17 protein-coding genes are annotated in these 18,946 nt (G+C 56.6%); 13 read left to right on the top strand and 4 right to left on the bottom strand.

Features of this window, described 5'->3' with window-relative positions:
• Nucleotides 1-5: 5 nt before the first annotated feature.
• A complete protein-coding gene (gene xdhA / locus VQ830_RS15505; protein ID WP_337269036.1) occupies nt 6-1,472 on the bottom strand; it encodes a xanthine dehydrogenase small subunit in 1,467 nt (488 codons plus the stop codon).
• 90 nt (nt 1,473-1,562) lie between these two features.
• Nucleotides 1,563-2,339, bottom strand: a complete 777-nt coding sequence (locus VQ830_RS15500) for a 3-hydroxybutyrate dehydrogenase (RefSeq protein ID WP_337269035.1) — start codon at nt 2,337-2,339, stop codon at nt 1,563-1,565.
• Nucleotides 2,340-2,516: 177 nt separating this feature from the next.
• On the opposite strand from VQ830_RS15500, the gene glpK reads away from it, so the two are divergent.
• The 8 genes from glpK (at nt 2,517) to map (ending at nt 11,512) form a co-directional block, all read left to right on the top strand.
• Nucleotides 2,517-4,013: a glycerol kinase GlpK gene (gene glpK, locus VQ830_RS15495; protein ID WP_337269034.1), complete on the top strand. Its 1,497-nt coding sequence runs from the start codon at nt 2,517-2,519 to the stop codon at nt 4,011-4,013.
• Nucleotides 4,014-4,163: 150 nt separating this feature from the next.
• A complete protein-coding gene (locus tag VQ830_RS15490) occupies nt 4,164-5,180 on the top strand; it encodes a helix-turn-helix domain-containing protein (RefSeq protein WP_337269033.1) in 1,017 nt (338 codons plus the stop codon).
• A gap of 144 nt (nt 5,181-5,324) precedes the next feature.
• Nucleotides 5,325-6,413 carry an efflux RND transporter periplasmic adaptor subunit gene (locus VQ830_RS15485; protein ID WP_337269032.1) on the top strand — a complete coding sequence of 363 codons (1,089 nt, stop codon included), beginning with the start codon at nt 5,325-5,327 and terminating at the stop codon, nt 6,411-6,413.
• On the top strand, nt 6,410-7,114 hold the full coding sequence (locus VQ830_RS15480) for an ABC transporter ATP-binding protein (protein WP_337269031.1): 705 nt from the start codon (nt 6,410-6,412) through the stop codon (nt 7,112-7,114). Before VQ830_RS15485 ends, VQ830_RS15480 begins: the two co-directional genes overlap by 4 nt.
• The gene (locus VQ830_RS15475) at nt 7,114-8,253 is read left to right on the top strand and encodes an ABC transporter permease (protein ID WP_337269030.1); all 1,140 of its coding nucleotides are present in this window, start codon (nt 7,114-7,116) and stop codon (nt 8,251-8,253) included. Before VQ830_RS15480 ends, VQ830_RS15475 begins: the two co-directional genes overlap by 1 nt.
• A 4-nt stretch (nt 8,254-8,257) precedes the next feature.
• A complete protein-coding gene (locus tag VQ830_RS15470; RefSeq protein ID WP_337269029.1) occupies nt 8,258-9,460 on the top strand; it encodes an ABC transporter permease in 1,203 nt (400 codons plus the stop codon).
• 226 nt (nt 9,461-9,686) lie between these two features.
• Nucleotides 9,687-10,751 carry an LLM class flavin-dependent oxidoreductase gene (locus VQ830_RS15465; RefSeq protein WP_337269028.1) on the top strand — a complete coding sequence of 355 codons (1,065 nt, stop codon included), beginning with the start codon at nt 9,687-9,689 and terminating at the stop codon, nt 10,749-10,751.
• Nucleotides 10,752-10,753: 2 nt separating this feature from the next.
• A complete protein-coding gene (gene map, locus VQ830_RS15460) occupies nt 10,754-11,512 on the top strand; it encodes a type I methionyl aminopeptidase (protein WP_337269027.1) in 759 nt (252 codons plus the stop codon).
• 87 nt (nt 11,513-11,599) lie between these two features.
• Here the strand turns inward: map and VQ830_RS15455 are convergent, their stop codons facing one another.
• Complete coding sequence (locus tag VQ830_RS15455; RefSeq protein ID WP_337269026.1) at nt 11,600-12,169, bottom strand: PadR family transcriptional regulator; 570 nt, start codon at nt 12,167-12,169, stop codon at nt 11,600-11,602.
• A gap of 139 nt (nt 12,170-12,308) precedes the next feature.
• Between VQ830_RS15455 and VQ830_RS15450 the strand changes: the two genes are divergently transcribed.
• Nucleotides 12,309-13,484 carry a YbfB/YjiJ family MFS transporter gene (locus VQ830_RS15450; protein WP_337269025.1) on the top strand — a complete coding sequence of 392 codons (1,176 nt, stop codon included), beginning with the start codon at nt 12,309-12,311 and terminating at the stop codon, nt 13,482-13,484.
• Between the two features lie 124 nt (nt 13,485-13,608).
• Nucleotides 13,609-14,877 (top strand): peptide antibiotic transporter SbmA, encoded by a 1,269-nt coding sequence (gene sbmA, locus VQ830_RS15445; RefSeq protein ID WP_337269024.1) that lies wholly within the window; start codon nt 13,609-13,611, stop codon nt 14,875-14,877.
• A 54-nt stretch (nt 14,878-14,931) separates the two neighbouring features.
• On the opposite strand, the gene VQ830_RS15440 is transcribed toward sbmA, so the two are convergent.
• On the bottom strand, nt 14,932-15,918 hold the full coding sequence (locus VQ830_RS15440; protein WP_337269023.1) for a polysaccharide deacetylase family protein: 987 nt from the start codon (nt 15,916-15,918) through the stop codon (nt 14,932-14,934).
• Between the two features lie 200 nt (nt 15,919-16,118).
• Here VQ830_RS15440 and VQ830_RS15435 point away from each other — a divergent pair, with 200 nt between their 5' ends.
• The 3 genes from VQ830_RS15435 to der all read left to right on the top strand — a co-directional run bounded on the left by VQ830_RS15435 (nt 16,119) and on the right by der (nt 18,943).
• Complete coding sequence (locus VQ830_RS15435; RefSeq protein ID WP_337269022.1) at nt 16,119-16,703, top strand: NnrU family protein; 585 nt, start codon at nt 16,119-16,121, stop codon at nt 16,701-16,703.
• A 121-nt stretch (nt 16,704-16,824) separates the two neighbouring features.
• Complete coding sequence (locus VQ830_RS15430) at nt 16,825-17,505, top strand: tetratricopeptide repeat protein (protein ID WP_337269021.1); 681 nt, start codon at nt 16,825-16,827, stop codon at nt 17,503-17,505.
• 22 nt (nt 17,506-17,527) lie between these two features.
• Entirely contained in the window at nt 17,528-18,943 is a 1,416-nt protein-coding gene (der, locus tag VQ830_RS15425; RefSeq protein ID WP_337269020.1) for a ribosome biogenesis GTPase Der, read from the top strand.
• The last annotated feature ends 3 nt before the right edge of the window (nt 18,944-18,946 follow it).

Genomic DNA, 18,946 nt, shown 5'->3' with positions numbered 1-18,946 from the left:
CGTCATCATGCCATCTCCGCAAAGCGTTTCAACTCAGTCGGAGCGCCGGTTGTTTCGAGATAAAACCGAGTGAGCAGGTTCTTTGCCGCGAGCTGACGATAATCCGCGGTTGCGCGCCAGTCGGTAAGTGGCTGAAAATCGCTATCGAATTCAGCCTTCGCGGCCTCGATGGTGCTTTCGTTCCAGGGTTCGCCCATCAGCGCGGTTTCGACCGCACGGGCACGTTTCGGCGTTGCCGCCATACCGCCGAATGCAATGCGGATATCGCCGACATGGCCGTCGTCCGTCAGTGTCAGATAGAAGGCGCCAAGCGTCGCGGTAATGTCTTCGTCACGACGCTTGCTGACCTTGTAGATCGCAAACTTGGTGTCTTCTGCGGGATAGGGGATAAAGATGCTTTCGACAAACTCTCCCGGTCTACGGTCCTGCTTTCCATAGTCAATGAAGTAGTCTTCAAGGCGAATTTTGCGCTGGCCGGCGGCAGAACGCAATGTCAACGTCGCTCCAAGCGCGATCAGTGGAGGAGGGCTGTCGCCGATCGGCGAGCCGTTGGCGATGTTTCCCCCGATCGTGCCCATGTTGCGGACCTGGTCGCCGCCAATGCGATCGATCAGCCGGCCGAAGGCAGGTATTTCCTTTGCCATCACTGAGAAGGCTTGGCTGTAGGTCACGCCGGCGCCAATCGTTATGCCGCCGTCGCCTGCGGATGCTGTTTGAAGTTCGGAGAGGTGATTGATGAAGACGACCGGGTCGAGGCTGCGCATCTGCTTTGTTACCCAGAGCCCGACATCCGTCGATCCGGCAACCACGGTTGCTTGCGGTGCTTCAGCCAGAATGCGTGCGAGATCCTCGATCGATGAAGGAACCAGCATGCGGCCTTCTTGCGAGGAAATCTCAATCGTTTCGATGGCCTGCATTGCCCAGAGCTTCGCGACGATGTCCGATCGGGTGTTTTCGAGAGGATCGAAGAGGGCACTCGGGCGTGTCCGGCTCACCTGCTCGGCTGCCTTGACGATCGGCTCGTAGCCCGTGCAGCGACAGAGGTTTCCTTGCAGTGCCTTTTCGATATCGGCGCGCGTCGGTGCCTCATTGGCCAGCCATAGTCCATAAAGCGACATCACGAAGCCGGGCGTGCAGAAGCCGCATTGAGACCCGTTGCAGTCCACCATGGCCTGTTGAATGGGATGCAGCGTACCATCGGCGGCGGCAAGATGCTCGACGGTCACAACGTGCGTTGCATTCAACGATCCGAGGAACCGGATGCAGGCATTGACCGATTCATAGTTGAGCTTGCCGTCGACGAGCCTTCCGATGAGGACGGTGCAGGCGCCGCAATCACCTTCCGCGCAGCCTTCCTTGGTGCCGGTCAGCCGTCGGCGCAATCTCAGGAAATCCAGAAGGGTTTCCGTCGGACGTACCTGCGCAAGGCTGACCTCTTCGCCATTGAGGATGAAGCGGATGCAATTGTTCATGCCATTCCCTTATTCTTACGCCGCCTCGGCGCATCTTTTCCATCGGCAAAACGGGATGCGTCCCCTGCTGCTTCGCGCGATTGTCTAGCGTTAAGCCGCTGTCCAGCCACCGTCAATCGACAGGTGCGTGCCGGTCACCTGTCTTGCCGCATCGCTGGCAAGATAAAGGGCAAGAGCTGCAACGTCTTCAGCCTTGACGAAGTCCTTGGTCGGCTGCGCCTTCAAGAGAACCTCGGTCTTGACCTCTTCTTCCGTCATGCCGCGCGCCCGGGCAGTGTCGGGTATCTGGCGTTCCACCAGAGGGGTCAAGACGTAGCCGGGGCAAATCGCATTTACTGTTATGCCAAATTCCGCGAGTTCCAGCGCCGCTGTCTTTGTCAGGCCCAGTATTCCGTGCTTTGCCGCAACATAGGCCGACTTGAAGGGCGAGGCGACCAATGCATGCGCGGAAGCGATGTTGATGATGCGCCCCCACTTCTTTGTCTTCATCAACGGAATGACGGCACGGATCGTATGGAAAGAACTGGACAGATTGATGGCGATTATCTTGTCCCAGGCATCGATGGGAAAGTCTTCTATCTTGTCGATATGCTGAACGCCGGCATTGTTGACGAGGATGTCGACGGAGCCGAAGCGCCGAGAGGTGGCGGCAATGAGATCGGCAATTTCTTCAGGTTTCGTCATGTCCGCCGCATGGTGCATCGCGTCTGTCTTCGACAGTTGCTGCAGACGATGAACCTGTGCCTCGATCTCCTGCGTTTCCCCAAAGCCATTTATGGCCACCCGATCGCCTGCCTCAGCAAAAACGTTTGCGATCGCCAAGCCGATGCCACTCGTCGATCCAGTGACGACGACGTTACGCGCCATCCTCGTTCCTCCGTCTATTATTATTATGCGGACGATACGGCGCGGCGCCTTGCATGGCAATGCGCTCATATAGCTTGAGATTAATCCTCAAAATTTGCGCTTTGATTGCGTTTTATTTTCTTTTCTCTTTCGTTTTCATGATTTATTGATTTGCCAGCATATGTTTTGGGAGGAAGCATGAGCGGCTATATCTTAGCGATCGATCAGGGCACCACATCGACCCGTGCCATCATCTTCGATGGAAAAATGCAGATTGCCGGGATCGGGCAGCAGGAATTCAAGCAGATTTATCCCCGGTCCGGCTGGGTCGAGCATAATCCAGAAGACATCTGGACAAGTGTCGTTGCCACAGTGCAGACAGCCTTGTCAAAGGCAGGCATTACCGCCGACAAGCTGGCGGGGCTCGGGATTACCAATCAGCGTGAAACCGTCGTCGTGTGGGATCGCAAGACTGGAAAGCCCGTCGGAAATGCCATCGTGTGGCAGGACCGAAGAACGGCCAGCCTTTGCAACCGCCTGAAGGGTGAGGGACTTGAACGCACGTTCACGCGAAAGACCGGCCTGATCCTCGATCCCTATTTTTCCGGCACGAAACTGTCCTGGCTTCTGTCGAGCCAAAAAAGCCTCCGTGGTCGTGCCGCAAAGGGTGACCTGTGCTTTGGGACGATCGATACGTTCCTGATATCCAGGCTGACGGGCGGCAAAAGCTTCTTTACCGATGCGACGAATGCCGGCCGCACGCTGCTATTCGATATCGCCAAGAACAGCTGGGACGAGGAGCTGCTAAAGATCCTCGACGTTCCATCAGCCATGTTGCCCGAGGTCAAGGATTGTGCCGATGATTTTGGCGTTACCGATCCCGCCATTTTCGGAGCGGCCATTCCCATTCTCGGCGTCGCTGGCGACCAACATGCAGCCACCATCGGGCAGGCTTGCTTCGATCCCGGCATGTTGAAATCGACCTATGGCACGGGTTGCTTTGCCATTCTCAACACCGGCAGCGATATCGTGCGGTCCAAAAACCGGCTGCTGACGACGATCGGCTATCGTTTGAACGGCAAGACCACATATGCGCTGGAAGGCTCCATCTTTATTGCCGGCGCTGCCGTTCAATGGTTGCGCGATGGACTTGGTATTATCGGCAAAGCGGCGGAAAGCGGTGTCTTGGCCGAAAAAGCAGATCCTGAGCAGGACATCTATCTTGTTCCGGCTTTCACGGGCCTTGGCGCTCCACATTGGGACCCGCAAGCGCGTGGTGCCATTTATGGTCTGACCCGCAATTCCGGCCCCGCAGAATTTGCCCGCGCTGCGCTCGAGGCGGTCTGTTTTCAAACACGCGACCTTGTCGACGCCATGCATCGCGACTGGAAAACCGGAAATGGCGAGGACATGGTGCTGCGGGTCGATGGCGGCATGGTGGCCTCAGACTGGACCATGCAACGGCTCTCCGACATCCTGGATGCGCCGGTCGATCGGCCGGTTATTCTCGAAACGACGGCTCTCGGGGCCGCCTGGCTTGCAGGCAGCAAGGCCGGCGTCTGGCCCGACCAGCAGGAATTTGCCAAGCGCTGGAAACGCGATTGCCGCTTCAAGCCGGCCATGGACGAGAAGACGCGCCGCGTGAAATTAAAGGGCTGGCGTGATGCGGTAAGGCGAACCCTTTGCCGGGATTGAATGGATAAGAGTAGCCGGGAAATCTCCGGCTCTTCCTTTGCGTGATCGGCGACAGTTTTAAGGCCTAGAACATGATAAAGGTCGCGTTGCGAGAGTTCATCGCTATGCCTGCATGTGAACCTCGCTCGCTTGTCTTTGTGTGATTCCATCATGTTGTTTGTGCCGCTCCCCTTCGTCGTTTCGATCCTTCTCGTCGTTCTTTTCGCCATGGTGGCGCATCGAGATGCCGATGAACGAAATTCTGCTTTTCTGACGTTGATTCTGATCAGTGCCTTTCAGGCCTGTCTCTCTGGTCTGCGCTGGGGCTACGGTGTGACGGCGGTCATGTATATCGCGCCGGCCTTGGCTGCGATCGTGCCGCCCATCGCCTATGAGGGGGTGCGCCGTCTCGTGGGACAAAGCCGGTTCAGCCTTTCGGCACGCGCCGCCTTTCATGCCATTCCGATGGTTGTGATCCTGGTTCTGATGATCAGCAGGCGCGATGCAATCGACCTCGTGCTTGACCTAACTTTCCTCGGTTATGCGGCTGCGATCTTCCGCTTGATGAGGCCTGGAGCCGATGCCTTGCGCTTGGCGCCTTTCGAGGGGGCTGTGCCTGCCTATAGAGCCATCCTCTTCACAGGTTTTTCACTGATCCTGTCTGCTGGCGTCGATATCTTCGTTGCGGTCGATTTTGCTATGAATGGCGGCCGCTATGCTGTTTTCGCGATCATCACGGGAAATCTTGCAGCTCTGCTGATTTTGGCGACTGCAGCGGCCGCGGCGAGCCGCAGTCGCGCGCCGGAAAACGGCAGGGATGCTGCCTTGCCCAAACAAGAGGCTGAGGGGGACAGTGAGGTTATGGCGGCCATTCGCCAGTTGATGGAAATGAAACAGGCCTATCGCGACAGCGACCTCAACCTCGACCGACTTGCTCGCAAGGTGGGCATTCCCGCGCGTCAGATATCCGGAGCGATCAACCGGATGATCGGCAAAAATGTCTCTCAATATGTCAATGAATATCGTGTTGTAGAAGCGTGCCGGCTCCTGTCGAGCACCGATAAGCCGGTAACGGAAATCATGTTCGAATCCGGGTTTCAAACCAAGTCGAACTTCAACCGCGAATTTCGCCGCATCACCGACATGTCGCCAATGGAGTGGCGGCAGAAGCATGCTGCGGCGGGTTGAGACTGTCTTTCATGGAAACACAACTCCATTCTGATGCCTCCTGAGGCAGCTCGCGGCTCGCATGACAGGACGAGATCGCGATCGAGCACGACCTTAAACCTGTTCTAGGTCGCTATGACCGGGCGATCCGACATGATGCCGGTCATGAACACGATCACCGAACACGACCGAAAAATCTCCGAAGCGCTGACTGCGCTTTCGCTTCAACAAAATCAAAACTTCGACGATTCGCCGCGGATATCGCGGCGCATTGTCATTGCTGTGGGCATCACAATTATGCTTGCAGCCTCAACGATAGTTGCCGTTCGCTTTCATCCTGTTGCGCGCCTGTCCTTTGAAAACGCGACAGAGAGGCTGCCGTCAAAACCAGCCAAAGGTTTTGCGGAAAGAGATGAAGCGTCGCGTGCCTCGTCGGCTGGCGCGCCGGCGACGCCTTTTCCGCCGAGTGAGATCACGGGTTCTGGCTATGTCGTCGCTTTGCGCGCAACCACCGTCTATTCAAAATACGAAGGCGAGATTGCTGATATCCGCGTGGAGGCGGGCGAACATGTAGAGGCTGGCCAGCCCCTGATTTACCTAAGGGATCCCGGCGCCGTCTTTTCACTTGAGGTGGCAAAAGCGGCGAGACGATCTGCCGGGTTGTCGGTCGATGCAAAGCGCATCGAACTTGCGCAGGCTCTCTCTAGGCTCAATCGCAACAAGGCGCTTGCATCGGTTGTCGCTGGGCAGCAGCTGGAAGAGGCGCAAGCCAATTGGCAGAGTGCTACAAATGCGCTTGCTCAGGCAGAGCAAAACGAAACAGCTTCTGACCTCGTCATTGGCATTGCGCAGGAACGCGTCGATGCTCTCGTCCTGCGAGCCCCAATTGCTGGAACGGTAACGCGGCTCAACGCCCATATTGGCGACAGCGTTTTGGCGCGGGCCGATAGTCTGCGCGATACTGCAGGCCTTCTTACCATTGCCGATCCTAAGACCTCGGTCATCGATGCCGATGTGGCCGAAACTGCCCTTACGACACTTGTGACTGCGCTGAAGGGCGAGGCAGTGCTCGATGCCTATCCAGGCCGCAGCTTTCCAATTGTGCTCAGTCGGCTTGCGCCTGTCGTATCGGCCGAAAAGGGCACGATTTCCGTCCGATTTTCCATACCGCAACTGCCTGCCGGCATCCGGCCCGGCATGGCCGCACGGATCCGATTGACGCATGAAAGCCCAACGCAAGGAGAAGCAAAATGAGCCAATCTCTTGATACCACCTATATCAGCCTGAAGCAGGTGAGGAAGGCCTACAAGATCGGCAGCGAAACCATCTCGATCTTCGATGGGATGAGCCTTGATATCCAGCGGGGCGAGTTTCTCGCCATCATGGGACCGTCGGGGTCCGGCAAGTCGACGCTTCTCAATCTTCTTGCCGGGATCGAACAACCTGATGGCGGTGAGCTGACGATCGACGGGCGCCGGATCGACCTCTTGGGGGAGGCTGCGCGCGCCTCATGGCGGGCGCATCATCTCGGGATCGTTTTCCAGTTCTACAACCTTTTATCCATGCTGACCGTCGCAGAGAATGTGGAACTGCCCCTTCTGCTCAAGCCCTTGTCTCGGAGCGAGAGGCGCAGCCGCGTCACAACCGTTCTCGATCTCGTCGGTCTTGCCGGTCGCGAGAGGCAGTATCCCAATTCGATGTCCGGTGGCCAGCAGCAACGTATTGGTATCGCCCGCGCGATCGTTGCCGACCCGGGTTTTCTGCTTTGCGACGAGCCAACGGGCGATCTGGACCGCCGCTCTGCCGATGAGGTCCTGAAAATGCTCAGCTTTTTAAACCAGAGTCTCGGCAAGACGATCGTCATGGTGACACACGATCCGCAGGCTGCTGCATGCGCTGGCCGTACCCTGCAACTCGACAAAGGCTATCTGCTCCAAGACCGGAGGGTCGCCTGATGACCTTGCTAGGCTTGATGAGAAAAAATGCCCTTCGAAAGCCGCTCCGAACCTTAATGCTGGCGCTCTGCGTCTGTGTGGCCTTTATCATTTATGGATTAAGCCAAGGCTTTCTAAAAGGTGCGCAAAGTGCGTCGGCGGCCAGCGACAACGTTATCGGTGTCATGAGCGCTGCAGGTGGCGACGAGATGCTGCCGCTGGCTATGCGCGTCAAGATTGCAGGTGCGCCTGATGTAGAGGTGGTGAGCCCGATGGTGCGATTGAGGGGTTATGTCGGGACCGAGCGCAACAGGATCCCGATCAGTGCCGTCGATCCGCAGGCTCTGTTCGCTGCCAATGGCGATGAACTTGGGCTCGACGCGAGCCTGGTCGCCTCGCTGAGCGGGTCGCGTGATAAAATCCTGGTGGGTCGCGCGCTTGCCTCGACACAAGGCTGGAGCGTCGGACAGCGCATTGCGGTCACTGTCCCGCAACTGCGCAAGGAAAACGGCGACAGTGTCTGGACATTCGAGATCGCTGGTATCTTCGAAGGCAAAAGCGCCAGCACGGATACCTATTTCGGCATCGGCCGCTATGACTACGTCAATGCTGCACGGGCTGAAAAAAGGGACACGGTCAACGCTTTCATCGTTCGACCTAAGGCAGGGTTTGCCTCTCAAGTTGCCGCCGAACTCGACCGCGATTTCGTCAATTCCGCACATCCAACGCGGACGCAATCAGAAAAGCAGTATCTGGAAGCATTTTTACGCCAATATGCGGATATCGGACTTATCGCCAACCTCATTATCGGCGCCAGCTTCGTTACGCTTCTTCTGATTACGATCAATACCATGGTATTTGCCGTTGGTGAGCGCATCTTCGAGATCGGCTTGCTGAAAACGATCGGCTTTTCACAGCGTGTCATTCTCAGTCTCGTTCTTGGAGAAACTCTGGGCATCTTCCTGTGCGGCGGATGTTTCGGCCTCATGCTTGCAGGCGTTGCGGTTCGTTTCGCGGGACCTGACCTAGGGCTCGTCTTTACGACGTCCATCCTTGCCAAGTGTCTCATTATCATCCTCGCGCTTGGGCTGGCGACAGGGGTTCTCCCCGCCCTGATCGCGTTACGAACACCGATCACTGCTGCCTTCCGAAGGAGATAAGCCTATGTTTTCTTTGATCCGTCAGACGACTATGATGGTGCGCATCGGCCTTCTTGGCTTGCGCCGCCGCGTCGCTATCTCCCTCTCGATGGCGCTTTCGATCATGTTGGTAGTGATCGTTCTTGCTGGTTTCCTCTCCATGGCAAAGGGGTTTGAAGAGGCCTTGGAAGGGTCTGGTTCGCCACAAATCGCTGTCATTCTTGGCGGCACGACGCGGCAAGAGACATCCTCAAATCTCTCGGAGGAAATCATCCGCAGCATCATGGCTACGCGCGACGATCTTGGTCTTTCGCGCGATGCAAAGGGCGAGCTCATTGCCTCGCGGGAGCTTGTCGTCGCGGTCGATTTTACACCTGAAGGAGAGACCGAGGCGACGCGGGTTGCAGTGCGCGGAATGGATAGCGCCGGCCCATTTTTGCGCGACACAAGTAAACTTTCGCAGGGACGATTGTTTCGCAAAGGGGCGCAAGAACTTGTGGTCGGCGAAGATCTCGCTGCAAAGCTCCCGGGGCTTGCCGTTGGCGAGAAGATCAGGCTTGGCTCCGTAAGTTGGACGGTGGTCGGCCATCTCTCGGCAAAGGGCGGGGTTTTCGGCTCCGAGCTATGGGGGGATCTGGATGCGGTGCGCTCTGCCTTTGCAAGACAAGGCGACGTTCAAAGTCTTCGTCTGAGGCTGGAGGCCGCGACGGCCCTGGATCGGCTTCGCAGCAAGTTGGCGACATCAACGACAGAACCGCTGACGCTTCTGACCGAGGCGAAGCTTTATAGCGATCAGTCTGCGCGCACGGTAAAACTCATCCGCGTCTTTGGCTGGCCAATCTCACTTTTGATGGCGCTGGGTGCGACAGCAGGCGCGCTCAACACCATGGCGAGTTCTGTCTCGGCTCGGACCATTGAAATAGCGACCGTGCGCGCGCTTGGCTTCAGCCGCTTTTCTGCCTTTGCTTCGACTTGGGTCGAGTCAATCGTGCTGTCCGGCTGCGGGGCATTGGCGGGGATCGGGTTGTCCATGCTGATCTTCAACGGATGGCAGGCAAGTACGATCGGTGCGAACAATGCCCGCATGGCATTCACCTTTGCCGTCACCGGCGATGTCGTATTGGCCTGTGGGTTGCTTGGCCTTGCGATCGGCATCCTCGGAGGGATGGTTCCTGCGATGGCTGCGGCACGCATGCCCTTGATGGATGCATTGCGTGCAAGATCGTAACCGTACTTCGTCCTCCAAGTGAGGCCCTTGCCGGAATGATTCCGAAAGCCATCTCATGGTATTGATTTTGTTCGAATCTTTCCATCGATGACGGCGCTTGAAGACAGGCTCACGGCTTACAGCTGCGTGTTCCGAAATGGCAGTTGAGCTGGCTGCCATTTTTCCGATTGCTGCATGCCGGATCAGACCCTATGTGAGGAGATTGAAACTTAGCGGGATCAATTTGATGGAACTTGGCCTTTATACCTTTGCGGATGTCGACCCAAACCCGTCGCGCTCGCGCGGGGCGGAGGCAGCCGAGAGGCTGAAGCATCTGATCGAAGAGATCGAACTGGCCGATCAGGTAGGGCTCGATGTTTTTGGTCTGGGAGAGCATCACCGTCCAGATTATGCCGTGTCTGCACCAGCGGTGGCACTGGCGGCGGCCGCAGCGCGGACCAAAAACATCCGTCTGACGAGTGCGGTCACTGTTCTTTCGTCCGATGATCCGGTCCGCATTTTTCAGCAGTTTTCGACGCTCGATCTCATCTCCAATGGGCGAGCCGAGATCATGGCGGGCCGCGGCTCGTTCATCGAATCTTTCCCGCTATTTGGTTATAATCTCGAGGATTACGACACTCTCTTCGAGGAGAAGCTCGATCTCTTGATCAAGCTCCGTGATGAGGACGTGGTTGAGTGGACCGGCACGATGCGTGCGCCGATCAATGGACGTGGCGTTTACCCGCGACCCTTGCAGGAAAAATTACCCATTTGGATCGCGGTGGGTGGAACGCCGCAATCTGTGGCGCGCGCCGGTGTCCTGGGCCTTCCTGTTGCCATCGCCATCATCGGAGGTGAGTACCGTCGGTTTGCCCCGTTGATGGATCTTTATCGCGAGGCCGCGCGCCGCGCGGGTCAGGATGCATCACGGCTGAAAACTAGCATCAACGTGCATGGTTTTATCGCCGACACTACAGATATCGCTGCTGATCAATTCTACGGTCCACAGGCTGAAGTGATGGACCGGCTGGGGCGTGAGCGTGGTTGGGGACCAACCAATCGTGCGCATTTCGATTTGGCCCGGAGTCCAGCTGGCAATCTGTTCCTGGGAGATGCCGAAACGGTAACGGAGAAGATCGTTGCCGCTCACAAGGTCTTCAAGAATGACCGCTTCCTGCTGCAAATGGCGATCGGATTGATGCCGCATGATCAAATCATGCGTGGGATCGAACTTTACGGCACCAAGGTTGCACCCTTGGTGCGAAAGGCGCTTGCCCCTGCGGCTGAAATGGCAAAGGCAGACGAGGTTTAAAGATGGTCGTCGAGACGGAAGAAGAACTGGCCAAGATGAAAGAGGTCGGCCGGATCTGCGCCAATGCTCTTCAAGCCATGGGCGCGGCCCTGGAGCCTGGGATCACGACCCGTGAACTCGATGATATCGGACGGCGGATCATGGAAAATGCAGGGGCCCAATCCGCGCCGGAATTCTGTTATCGCTTTCCGGGCGCAACCTGCATCAGCGTCAATGAAGAAGTGGCGCACGGGATACCAGGAGCGCGCGTTATTGCTGCCGGTGATCTCGTCAATATCGATGTTTCTGCCGAGAAAGACGGATTTTTTGGCGATACGGGTGCGTCGTTTGCCGTCCCTCCAGTCAAGCCGAAGATCGAGAAGTTGTGCCGTGACGGCAAGCGCGCCATGTGGCTCGGTATCAACCAGGTTCGTAGCGGCGAGCCTCTGGCGAAGATCGGCAAGGCAATCGGTGCATTTGCGTCGAAGAACCGCTACACGCTGGTATCAAACCTAGCGAGCCATGGTATCGGGCGGTCACTGCATGAAGAACCATCCGAAGTTTCCACGTGGCCCGATCCATCAGAGCGGCGAATAATTACCGAAGGGCTAGTCTTTACGGTGGAGCCGTTCCTGTCGCTCGGAGCGACCTGGGCCGAAAGCGGCGATGATGATTGGACGCTTTATGCCGACCCTCGTGCGCCGACCGTCCAATATGAGCATACGTTGGTGGCAACCCGAAACGGACCTGTCATTTTGACGCTGCCGGACACTGCCGCCTGACGGCCTTGAGATATTCCTAGGTGCCGCTTAACGGTGCGGCACCGCAGGCCTCGATTTTGATAACCGATAAATCAGGACTGTTCGGGCTTACTCTTCGTCCTTGCGCCGTGACCCATTCAGAATATCGGTTGCAGCCTTTTCTAGGATTGCGGCAATTCTTGCCGCTTCGTCCTTCGACCAAGGCTGACGCAGCCGCAGCGCGGACTTCAAGAGGCCGTAGGCGGCCGTGACATTGTCGCTTTCCCGGCTGAAGGAATCTTCCGCAAACTCGTCGCCGCGCTGTTTTTCGAACATGCGCCGCATCTGCGCCATCTTCTGGCCAATCTGCTCAAGCTTGCGCATCACCAGCTCAATGGCGGCGCGATCTTCGTCCAGTTTCTTCCTTCCATCGTCTGTGATTCGGTACAGCTTTTTAGCGCCATCGTTCTCGACGTCTGCAAGACCGGTTTCCTCAAGATAGGTGAGGGCAGGATAGATGACGCCGGGACTTGGAACGTAAAAGCCACCCGACCGCTCCTCGAGCAGCTTGATCAATTCATATCCATGGCGCGGCTGTTCTTCCAGCAAAGCAAGAATAACAAGCTGCAGATCTCCAGCCGCGAGCTTTCGTCCCATACGCAGTCCGCCGCCCAATATGCCGTCGCGAAATCCTCTCATCGATAATCTCCTTGGATGTATCCGTTATATCGTAAGATATATGTTTTACGATATATCTTTACAAGGGCATCTGCTCGCTTGATTGAAAGATCAGAAAAACTGGCTTGTTGCGTGGGGCAGCTGCAGATAATCGAGGCGGATGTCAGAAACGCCAGAACATGCCCCGCTTTTTCCCACCGCTGTCGCTGGTATGATCTCTATGGCCGCCGCTATGGGGTTCGGGCGCTTTTCCTTCACGCCGATCTTGCCAGGTATGATGAGCGATCTGCGCCTCTCGCCGGGAGACGCAGGCCTGATCGCCTCTGCCAACTTCCTTGGTTATCTCCTGGGTGCGATCTTGGCTGGATATGGTTGGGCCCAGGGCCGTGAACGTTCTCTCGCGCTTGCCGCACTTGCGGGGAACGCCATTTTCCTCGCGGCGATGGCCGGCACTCAGTCGGTGGCTCTTTTCAGCCTGATCCGTTTTCTGGCTGGTCTTGCAAGCGCCTTTGTCATGATTTTCACCTCATCGATCGTGCTCGGCCATGCTGCTCGGGCCGGTAATGATCACGTTTCGGCGGCCCATTTTGGCGGGCCTGGCATTGGGATCGCCTTGTCGTCGCTTATGGTCATGGTGTTGAGCCTTGGTCTCATAGGGGAGCCTGTCGGCTGGCGCGGCGAGTGGATCGGTGGCGCTTTTTTTTCGTTTGCCGCCTTAGGATGCGTTGCCTGGCTGCTGCCGCAGACTGCCGGAAAAGGGAAGGGTGCGGTAGAGCCGGCGCTGCGATGGCCAACGTCAATGGTGCTGACCACTTTGTCCTACGGCGTGTTCGGTTTCGGCTACGTCATCACAGCAACATTCCTCGTTACCATTGCGCGACAATCGGCCTCGGGCCGCTGGACGGAGTTTCTATGTTGGCTCTTCGTCGGTCTGTCTGCGGCCGTTGCACTTTTCCTTTGGAAGCCTGTTGCGACGCGCATCGGTTTAGGGCCGATCTATCTTCTTGCCATCGTGGTCGAAGCGGTTGGCGTGCTGTTTACCGTTCTGCTTCCGCCTGACATCGCGCCGGTGCTTGGCGGCTTGCTGTTTGGTGGTACGTTCCTGGCAGTCACGGCTTACGGGTTGCAGATTGGCCGACGCCTGTGCCCGCAGAGCCCGCGCCGCGCCTTTGCCGTCATGACGGCGGCCTTCGGGCTTGGCCAGATCCTTGGGCCGATTGCTGCTGGGATTATCGCGGAACAGATGGGAAATTTCGTTGCCGCGACCTGTCTTGGAGCAATTGCACTCCTGCTCAGCGCAATTTTAGCGTTACCGATCATCCATAAAACCTCTTAAGCGATTACAATTGCGTAAGAATATGCTCTTGACCATTGCCGGTCGGCAGGAACTGCCTTAGGTTCGCCGGCAAATCAGGCTTTCGCCTTTTGCACGATCCCACATCAGGAAAGTTGCTCTTCCCGTGTTTCATTCATTCTTCCCGCAGCCCAAAGCGTTTTTCATTTCGGCTACCATTTGGTCGATCGTTTGTATTTTTGCATGGTATTTCATTGGAGAGCCGTCAGCCGTTTCTCTCGGCTTCGGGCCTCCGCCGGCCGACGCCCAGCCGCCGATCGGGCTCGGCTATTTTATCATGCCCGATAATCTCTTCTTTTACGCCTATTTCCTCCTTTGCACGGGCTTGTTCTGCGGCTTTTGGAATCTGAAGGCGCGAAATCATCCTTGGGCCAACTGGTCAATTTGGGGTTCTGCGCTGATCATTCTAGTTACCTATTTTGGGGTGCAGGTGTCTGTTGCGATCAACAACTGGCGTAGACCATTCGGCGATCTGCTGCAGAATGCGCTGTCAAAACAGCCTGGCGTCACCGTCGAAAACTTCTACAGTTTGATCATCATTTTTGCGCAGATCGCATTCCTCTCGATCTTTATCGGCGCGCTGACAGACTTTTTCACCAGTCACTATATCTTCCGCTGGCGCCAAGCGATGAACGACTTCTACATGTCGAAGTGGGAAAAGCTTCGCCATATCGAAGGCGCTTCACAGCGTGTTCAGGAAGATACGATGCGTTTTTCTTCCACATTGGAAACGCTCGGCATCAGCCTCATCAATTCGGTGATGACGCTGGTCGTCTTCCTGCCGATCCTCTTCGCGCTCTCAAGCTACGTATCTGAACTGCCCTTCGTGGGTGAAGTCCCGCATGCGCTGTTCTGGCTCGCGATTTTCTGGTCAATTTTCGGAACTGTGCTGCTTGCTGTCACCGGTATCAAACTGCCTGGATTGAACTTCAAAAACCAGCGCGTTGAAGCGGCCTATCGTAAAGAACTGGTGTACGGCGAAGATCATGAGGATCGCGCCCAGCCGCCGACGGTTAAGGAGCTGTTTTCGAACGTCCGGCGCAATTACTTCCGGATGTACTTTCACTATCTCTACTTCAATGTCGTTCGCTATCTCTATGTTCAGGCTGACGCCATCTTCCTGATCACCATGCTGGTCCCCACCATTGTCGCCGGCAAGATCACCTACGGTATTTATCAGCAGATCGCGACGGCGTTTGGGCAGGTGTCTAACTCGTTCCAGTACCTTGTGAATTCCTGGACGACCATCATTGAACTGCTTTCGATCCACAAGCGCCTGAAGGCTTTCGAGGCAGCCATCGATGACGAGCCGCTGCCGTCCATCGACCGGCACTATTTGGAGCAGGAACCCGGCACCATTCACAAGGATGGCTGATCATTGGATTAGTCTGAAGATTGCGCCGCGGATTACCATATCCGCGGCGTTTCTTTATCCCGAGATTTGCTTCAGTTTTCCGCGGCTTTCGATGATTGGAATAGCTTCGGAGTAGCTGACGCAGGCAACGTCAGGCATGTGGCACACATCTGAGGTCAGCCGGGCGAGGGCGCGCCAGTAGGCGCCACCATTCATCTCCACAAAGTGAAAGCCGAGTTGTAGCGGGATCCGGTCGCCTTCATATTGCTGATTGAACGCCTGTCGGAATGCATCATAGGCTCTGGCCTCGAAAGCGGCGCTGTCAGTGGCATCCTCGACTGCCTTGGAATGGCGAACGAAGAGGTTATAATCCATGCCGACGATCGGTTTTTCTGCCGGCCCCTCCGGGATCAGGGGCAGACCAAAACGGATCATGTCGTGTTCTTGCGTGGGCATTGCGGGGCCTTTTGTGATCAGGCTCGCATCATAGATAAATCCGGCTTTCTTTTCGGCTTCCAGCATCGGCGTTCCGGCCGTTGCCGAAAGATATGGCGCGCGAAATCCCTTCACGCCGTGCTCGACAAGATCCCGCCAACCATCAGGCTCTTTCAGCCCAACACTTTCCCAGGCCGTCAGCATGGTCTTGCGCACCGTGGCAAATTCTTCCGACCAATCTGCCGCGCTCCATTGTCGGCCGTCGAAATGGCCGCAGGCATGGCTGCCGATCTCATGACCTTCGAGATGAGCGTGCCAGATGTTGCCAAGCCGCTCCCGAATTTCCTCATCATTACGCGCAAAGCCGATGTTTGAACGCCCAGGTTTTTGATGCGGCGCCTGATAGGCTTTGCGTGCTGCCTCGTTCATAAGAAAGGTGCAGGAGAGGAAATAAGTGAAGTGCGCTCCAGTCCGAGACGCGAGTTCCCGGCTTTTTTGCCAGAGCGCGTTGTCATGCGCGCCATCGAAGGAGATCAGCAGGAGTTGCTTGGGTTTTTCTTCGGCATGGCTGGCTGGTGCGCCAAGCAAGGACAATGCGATAAAACTGGCGGCGGTCAGGCGACACATGACATTTCGACCTTCAAGCAATGACTGGGCGGAGCAGCGAAGCCGGATGACGGTCGCTGTTGAGGCGAACGACTACCCCGTGAGCGAGGCTGCTTGCCCGGCAATTGCGGCAAAGATCGGATGTTCGCGAGATATTGGAGAACTTACAGTTCACTCTTGCCTTTTCCGGTGCCATTCTCCGCTTTTGAGGGGCTATGATCATGGTTGTTTTGATTGCCGGTATTGTTCTTTTTCTTCTCACCCATTTGGTGCGCGTCATTGCGCCCGCATTTCGGCAAAAGATGCTGGAGCGCCTTGGCGACAAGGGCTGGAGGATCAGCTATTCGATTGTAAGCCTCCTCAGCTTGCTTTTGCTGATCTACGGCTTCGGCCAGGCGCGCTTGCAAACCGGCATGCTCTATTACCCGCCGCTGTGGATGTCGCATATCGCCATTCTTCTGATGCTGCCGGCAATGATCTGTCTGGCAGCTTCGCTTCTGCCGGCCGGCAATATCGCCGTCAAAACGAAGCACCCGATGGTTCTGTCAGTCAAAATCTGGGCCGTTGCGCATCTTCTCGCCAATGGTGAAACCGCATCGGTATTGTTGTTTGGCGCCTTTCTTGCCTGGGGCGTTGTTCTACGGATTTCCTTGAAGCGCCGTGAGCGGGCCGGCGAAGCTGTTCTTCCCAGCTTCAAGGGCAAGCAATTCGACGTCTACGCTGTTGCTGTGGGAGCGCTGGCCTGGTTTCTCCTGCTATGGAAGCTGCATGAATGGCTCATCGGTGTATCGCCTCTTGCGATGTAGAGTTTCAGCCGTAATGGACGAATATTCGTGATCCCCCTTACAATCGGGGAAAAATGGGGTAGAAGGCCCGACATATCGTGCAATCTGCGATGTGACGCCTTTATCCCGGCCGGAGACGAGAATGGCATTCAACGACGACAGCTTCATTCGTGAAGTCAACGACGAACTGCGATCAGATCAGATGAAGGGCGCCTGGCGGCGTTTCGGCGTCTATCTTATTTCGCTTGCCGTCATCATCGTTCTTGGCACGGCGGGCATGGTTTTCTATCGCTATTGGCAGAGTAATCGCTCTTCGGACATGAGCGATAAGTTCTTCAGCGCGCTGACGCTTGCCGATCAGAAAAAGACCGATGAGGCACTCGCTGCGCTCGACAATATCGCGAAGGAAGGCAATGGCGGCTATTCGGCTCTGGCGCGCATGAGAGAAGCCTCGATCAAAGCGGACAAGGGCGATACGGCCGGAGCACTGCAGATTTTCCAGGCCATTGCCAAGGATACTGATATCCCGCAGACGCTGCGTGACTTTGCGCATTTGCGGGCTGGGTGGTTGCTGGTCGATAACGGCACGTATGAGCAGGTTTCGGCTGAAGTAGAGGATATGGCGGCTCCGTCCCGTCCACACCGTAATTCGGCTCGAGAAATTCTTGGTGTTGCTGCCTATCGCGCCGGAAACTTCGCACAGGCACGCCAGTGGTTCCAGTCGATCGTGGACGATGCAGAGGCGGGCGGTGTTGCCAATCGTGCTCGGATCATGCTTGATAACATCAACGCATCCGGCAAGGCGCCGGCGGCACAAGGCTAAGCCGCGTTTTCTAGGACATGGAATGAGTTTCACCGTCGCCATCGTCGGCCGGCCCAATGTGGGCAAGTCAACGCTTTTCAATCGTCTCGTCGGCAAGAAGCTTGCGCTCGTCGATGATACGCCAGGCGTGACCCGCGACCGCCGTCCCGGCGATGCTCGCCTTGTCGACCTGCGATTTACGATCATCGACACGGCTGGTCTCGAAGAAGCGGATGCAGAAAGTCTGCAGGGGCGCATGCGCGCACAGACAGAAACCGCGATTGACGAGGCAGATCTGTCGCTTTTTGTCGTGGATGCAAAAACGGGACTGACGCCCGTCGACATGGACCTTGCCGAAATGCTGAGGCGCCGCGGCAAGCCAGTCGTTCTCGTTGCCAACAAGTCTGAGGCCAAGGGGTCCGATAGCGGCTTCTACGACGCCTATTCGCTAGGCCTTGGCGAACCGGTACCGATCTCAGCCGAGCATGGTCAGGGGATGATCGACCTGCGCGACGCCATTGTCGAGGCCATCGGCGAAGACCGTGCTTTTCCAGAAAAAGAGGATGTTGCCGTCACCGACGTCGAAGTGTCGGATTTCGAGGGTGATGAAGACGAAGAGCCTGCCTATGACGAAACGAAGCCGCTTCGTGTCGCCATCGTCGGGCGGCCAAATGCTGGCAAGTCAACGCTGATCAACCGCTTTTTGGGGGAAGAGCGTTTGCTGACGGGTCCTGAAGCGGGCATTACGCGCGATTCCATTGCAGTCGAGTGGAGCTGGAACGGCCGCACCATCAAGATGTTCGATACGGCCGGTATGCGTCGCAAGGCTAAAGTGATTGAAAAGCTGGAAAAGCTGTCCGTCGCCGATACTCTGCGTGCCGTTCGCTTCGCCGAAACAGTCGTCGTGGTTTTCGATGCAACGGTTCCCTTCGAAAAGCAGGATCTCCATATTGCCGATCTCGTGCTGCGCGAGGGTCGCGCCTGTGTGCTTGCCTTCAACAAGTGGGATTTGATCGACGAGCCGCAGGCTGTCCTTGCCGATCTTCGCGAGAAGACAGAGCGTCTTTTGCCGCAGGCGCGCGGTATTCGCGCCGTCCCGATCTCTGGCGAAACAGGTCGTGGCCTTGATAAACTGATGCAGTCCGTCATCGACACCGATCGGGTTTGGAACCGCCGTATTTCGACATCGCGGCTCAATCGTTGGCTTGAGACCCAACAGGTCCAGCATCCGCCTCCGGCGGTCTCTGGCCGTCGTATCAAGCTGAAATATATGACGCAGGTTAAGGCGCGGCCGCCCGCTTTCATGATTTCGTGCACGCGTGCAGATGCGTTGCCGGAATCTTACACGCGCTATCTCATCAACGGGTTGAGAAACGATTTCGACATGCCCGGCGTGCCGATTCGCATTCATTACCGTGCGCCGGAAAATCCATACGAGTCGAAAAAGAAGCGGACCTGAAAC

This window comes from Oryzifoliimicrobium ureilyticum, assembly GCF_037199735.1.
GTDB classification, from domain to species: Bacteria; Pseudomonadota; Alphaproteobacteria; order Rhizobiales; family Rhizobiaceae; genus Rhizobium; species Rhizobium ureilyticus.
Note: the sequence above shows the minus strand (reverse complement) of the source record. Positions and strands in the feature narration are given on the sequence as shown.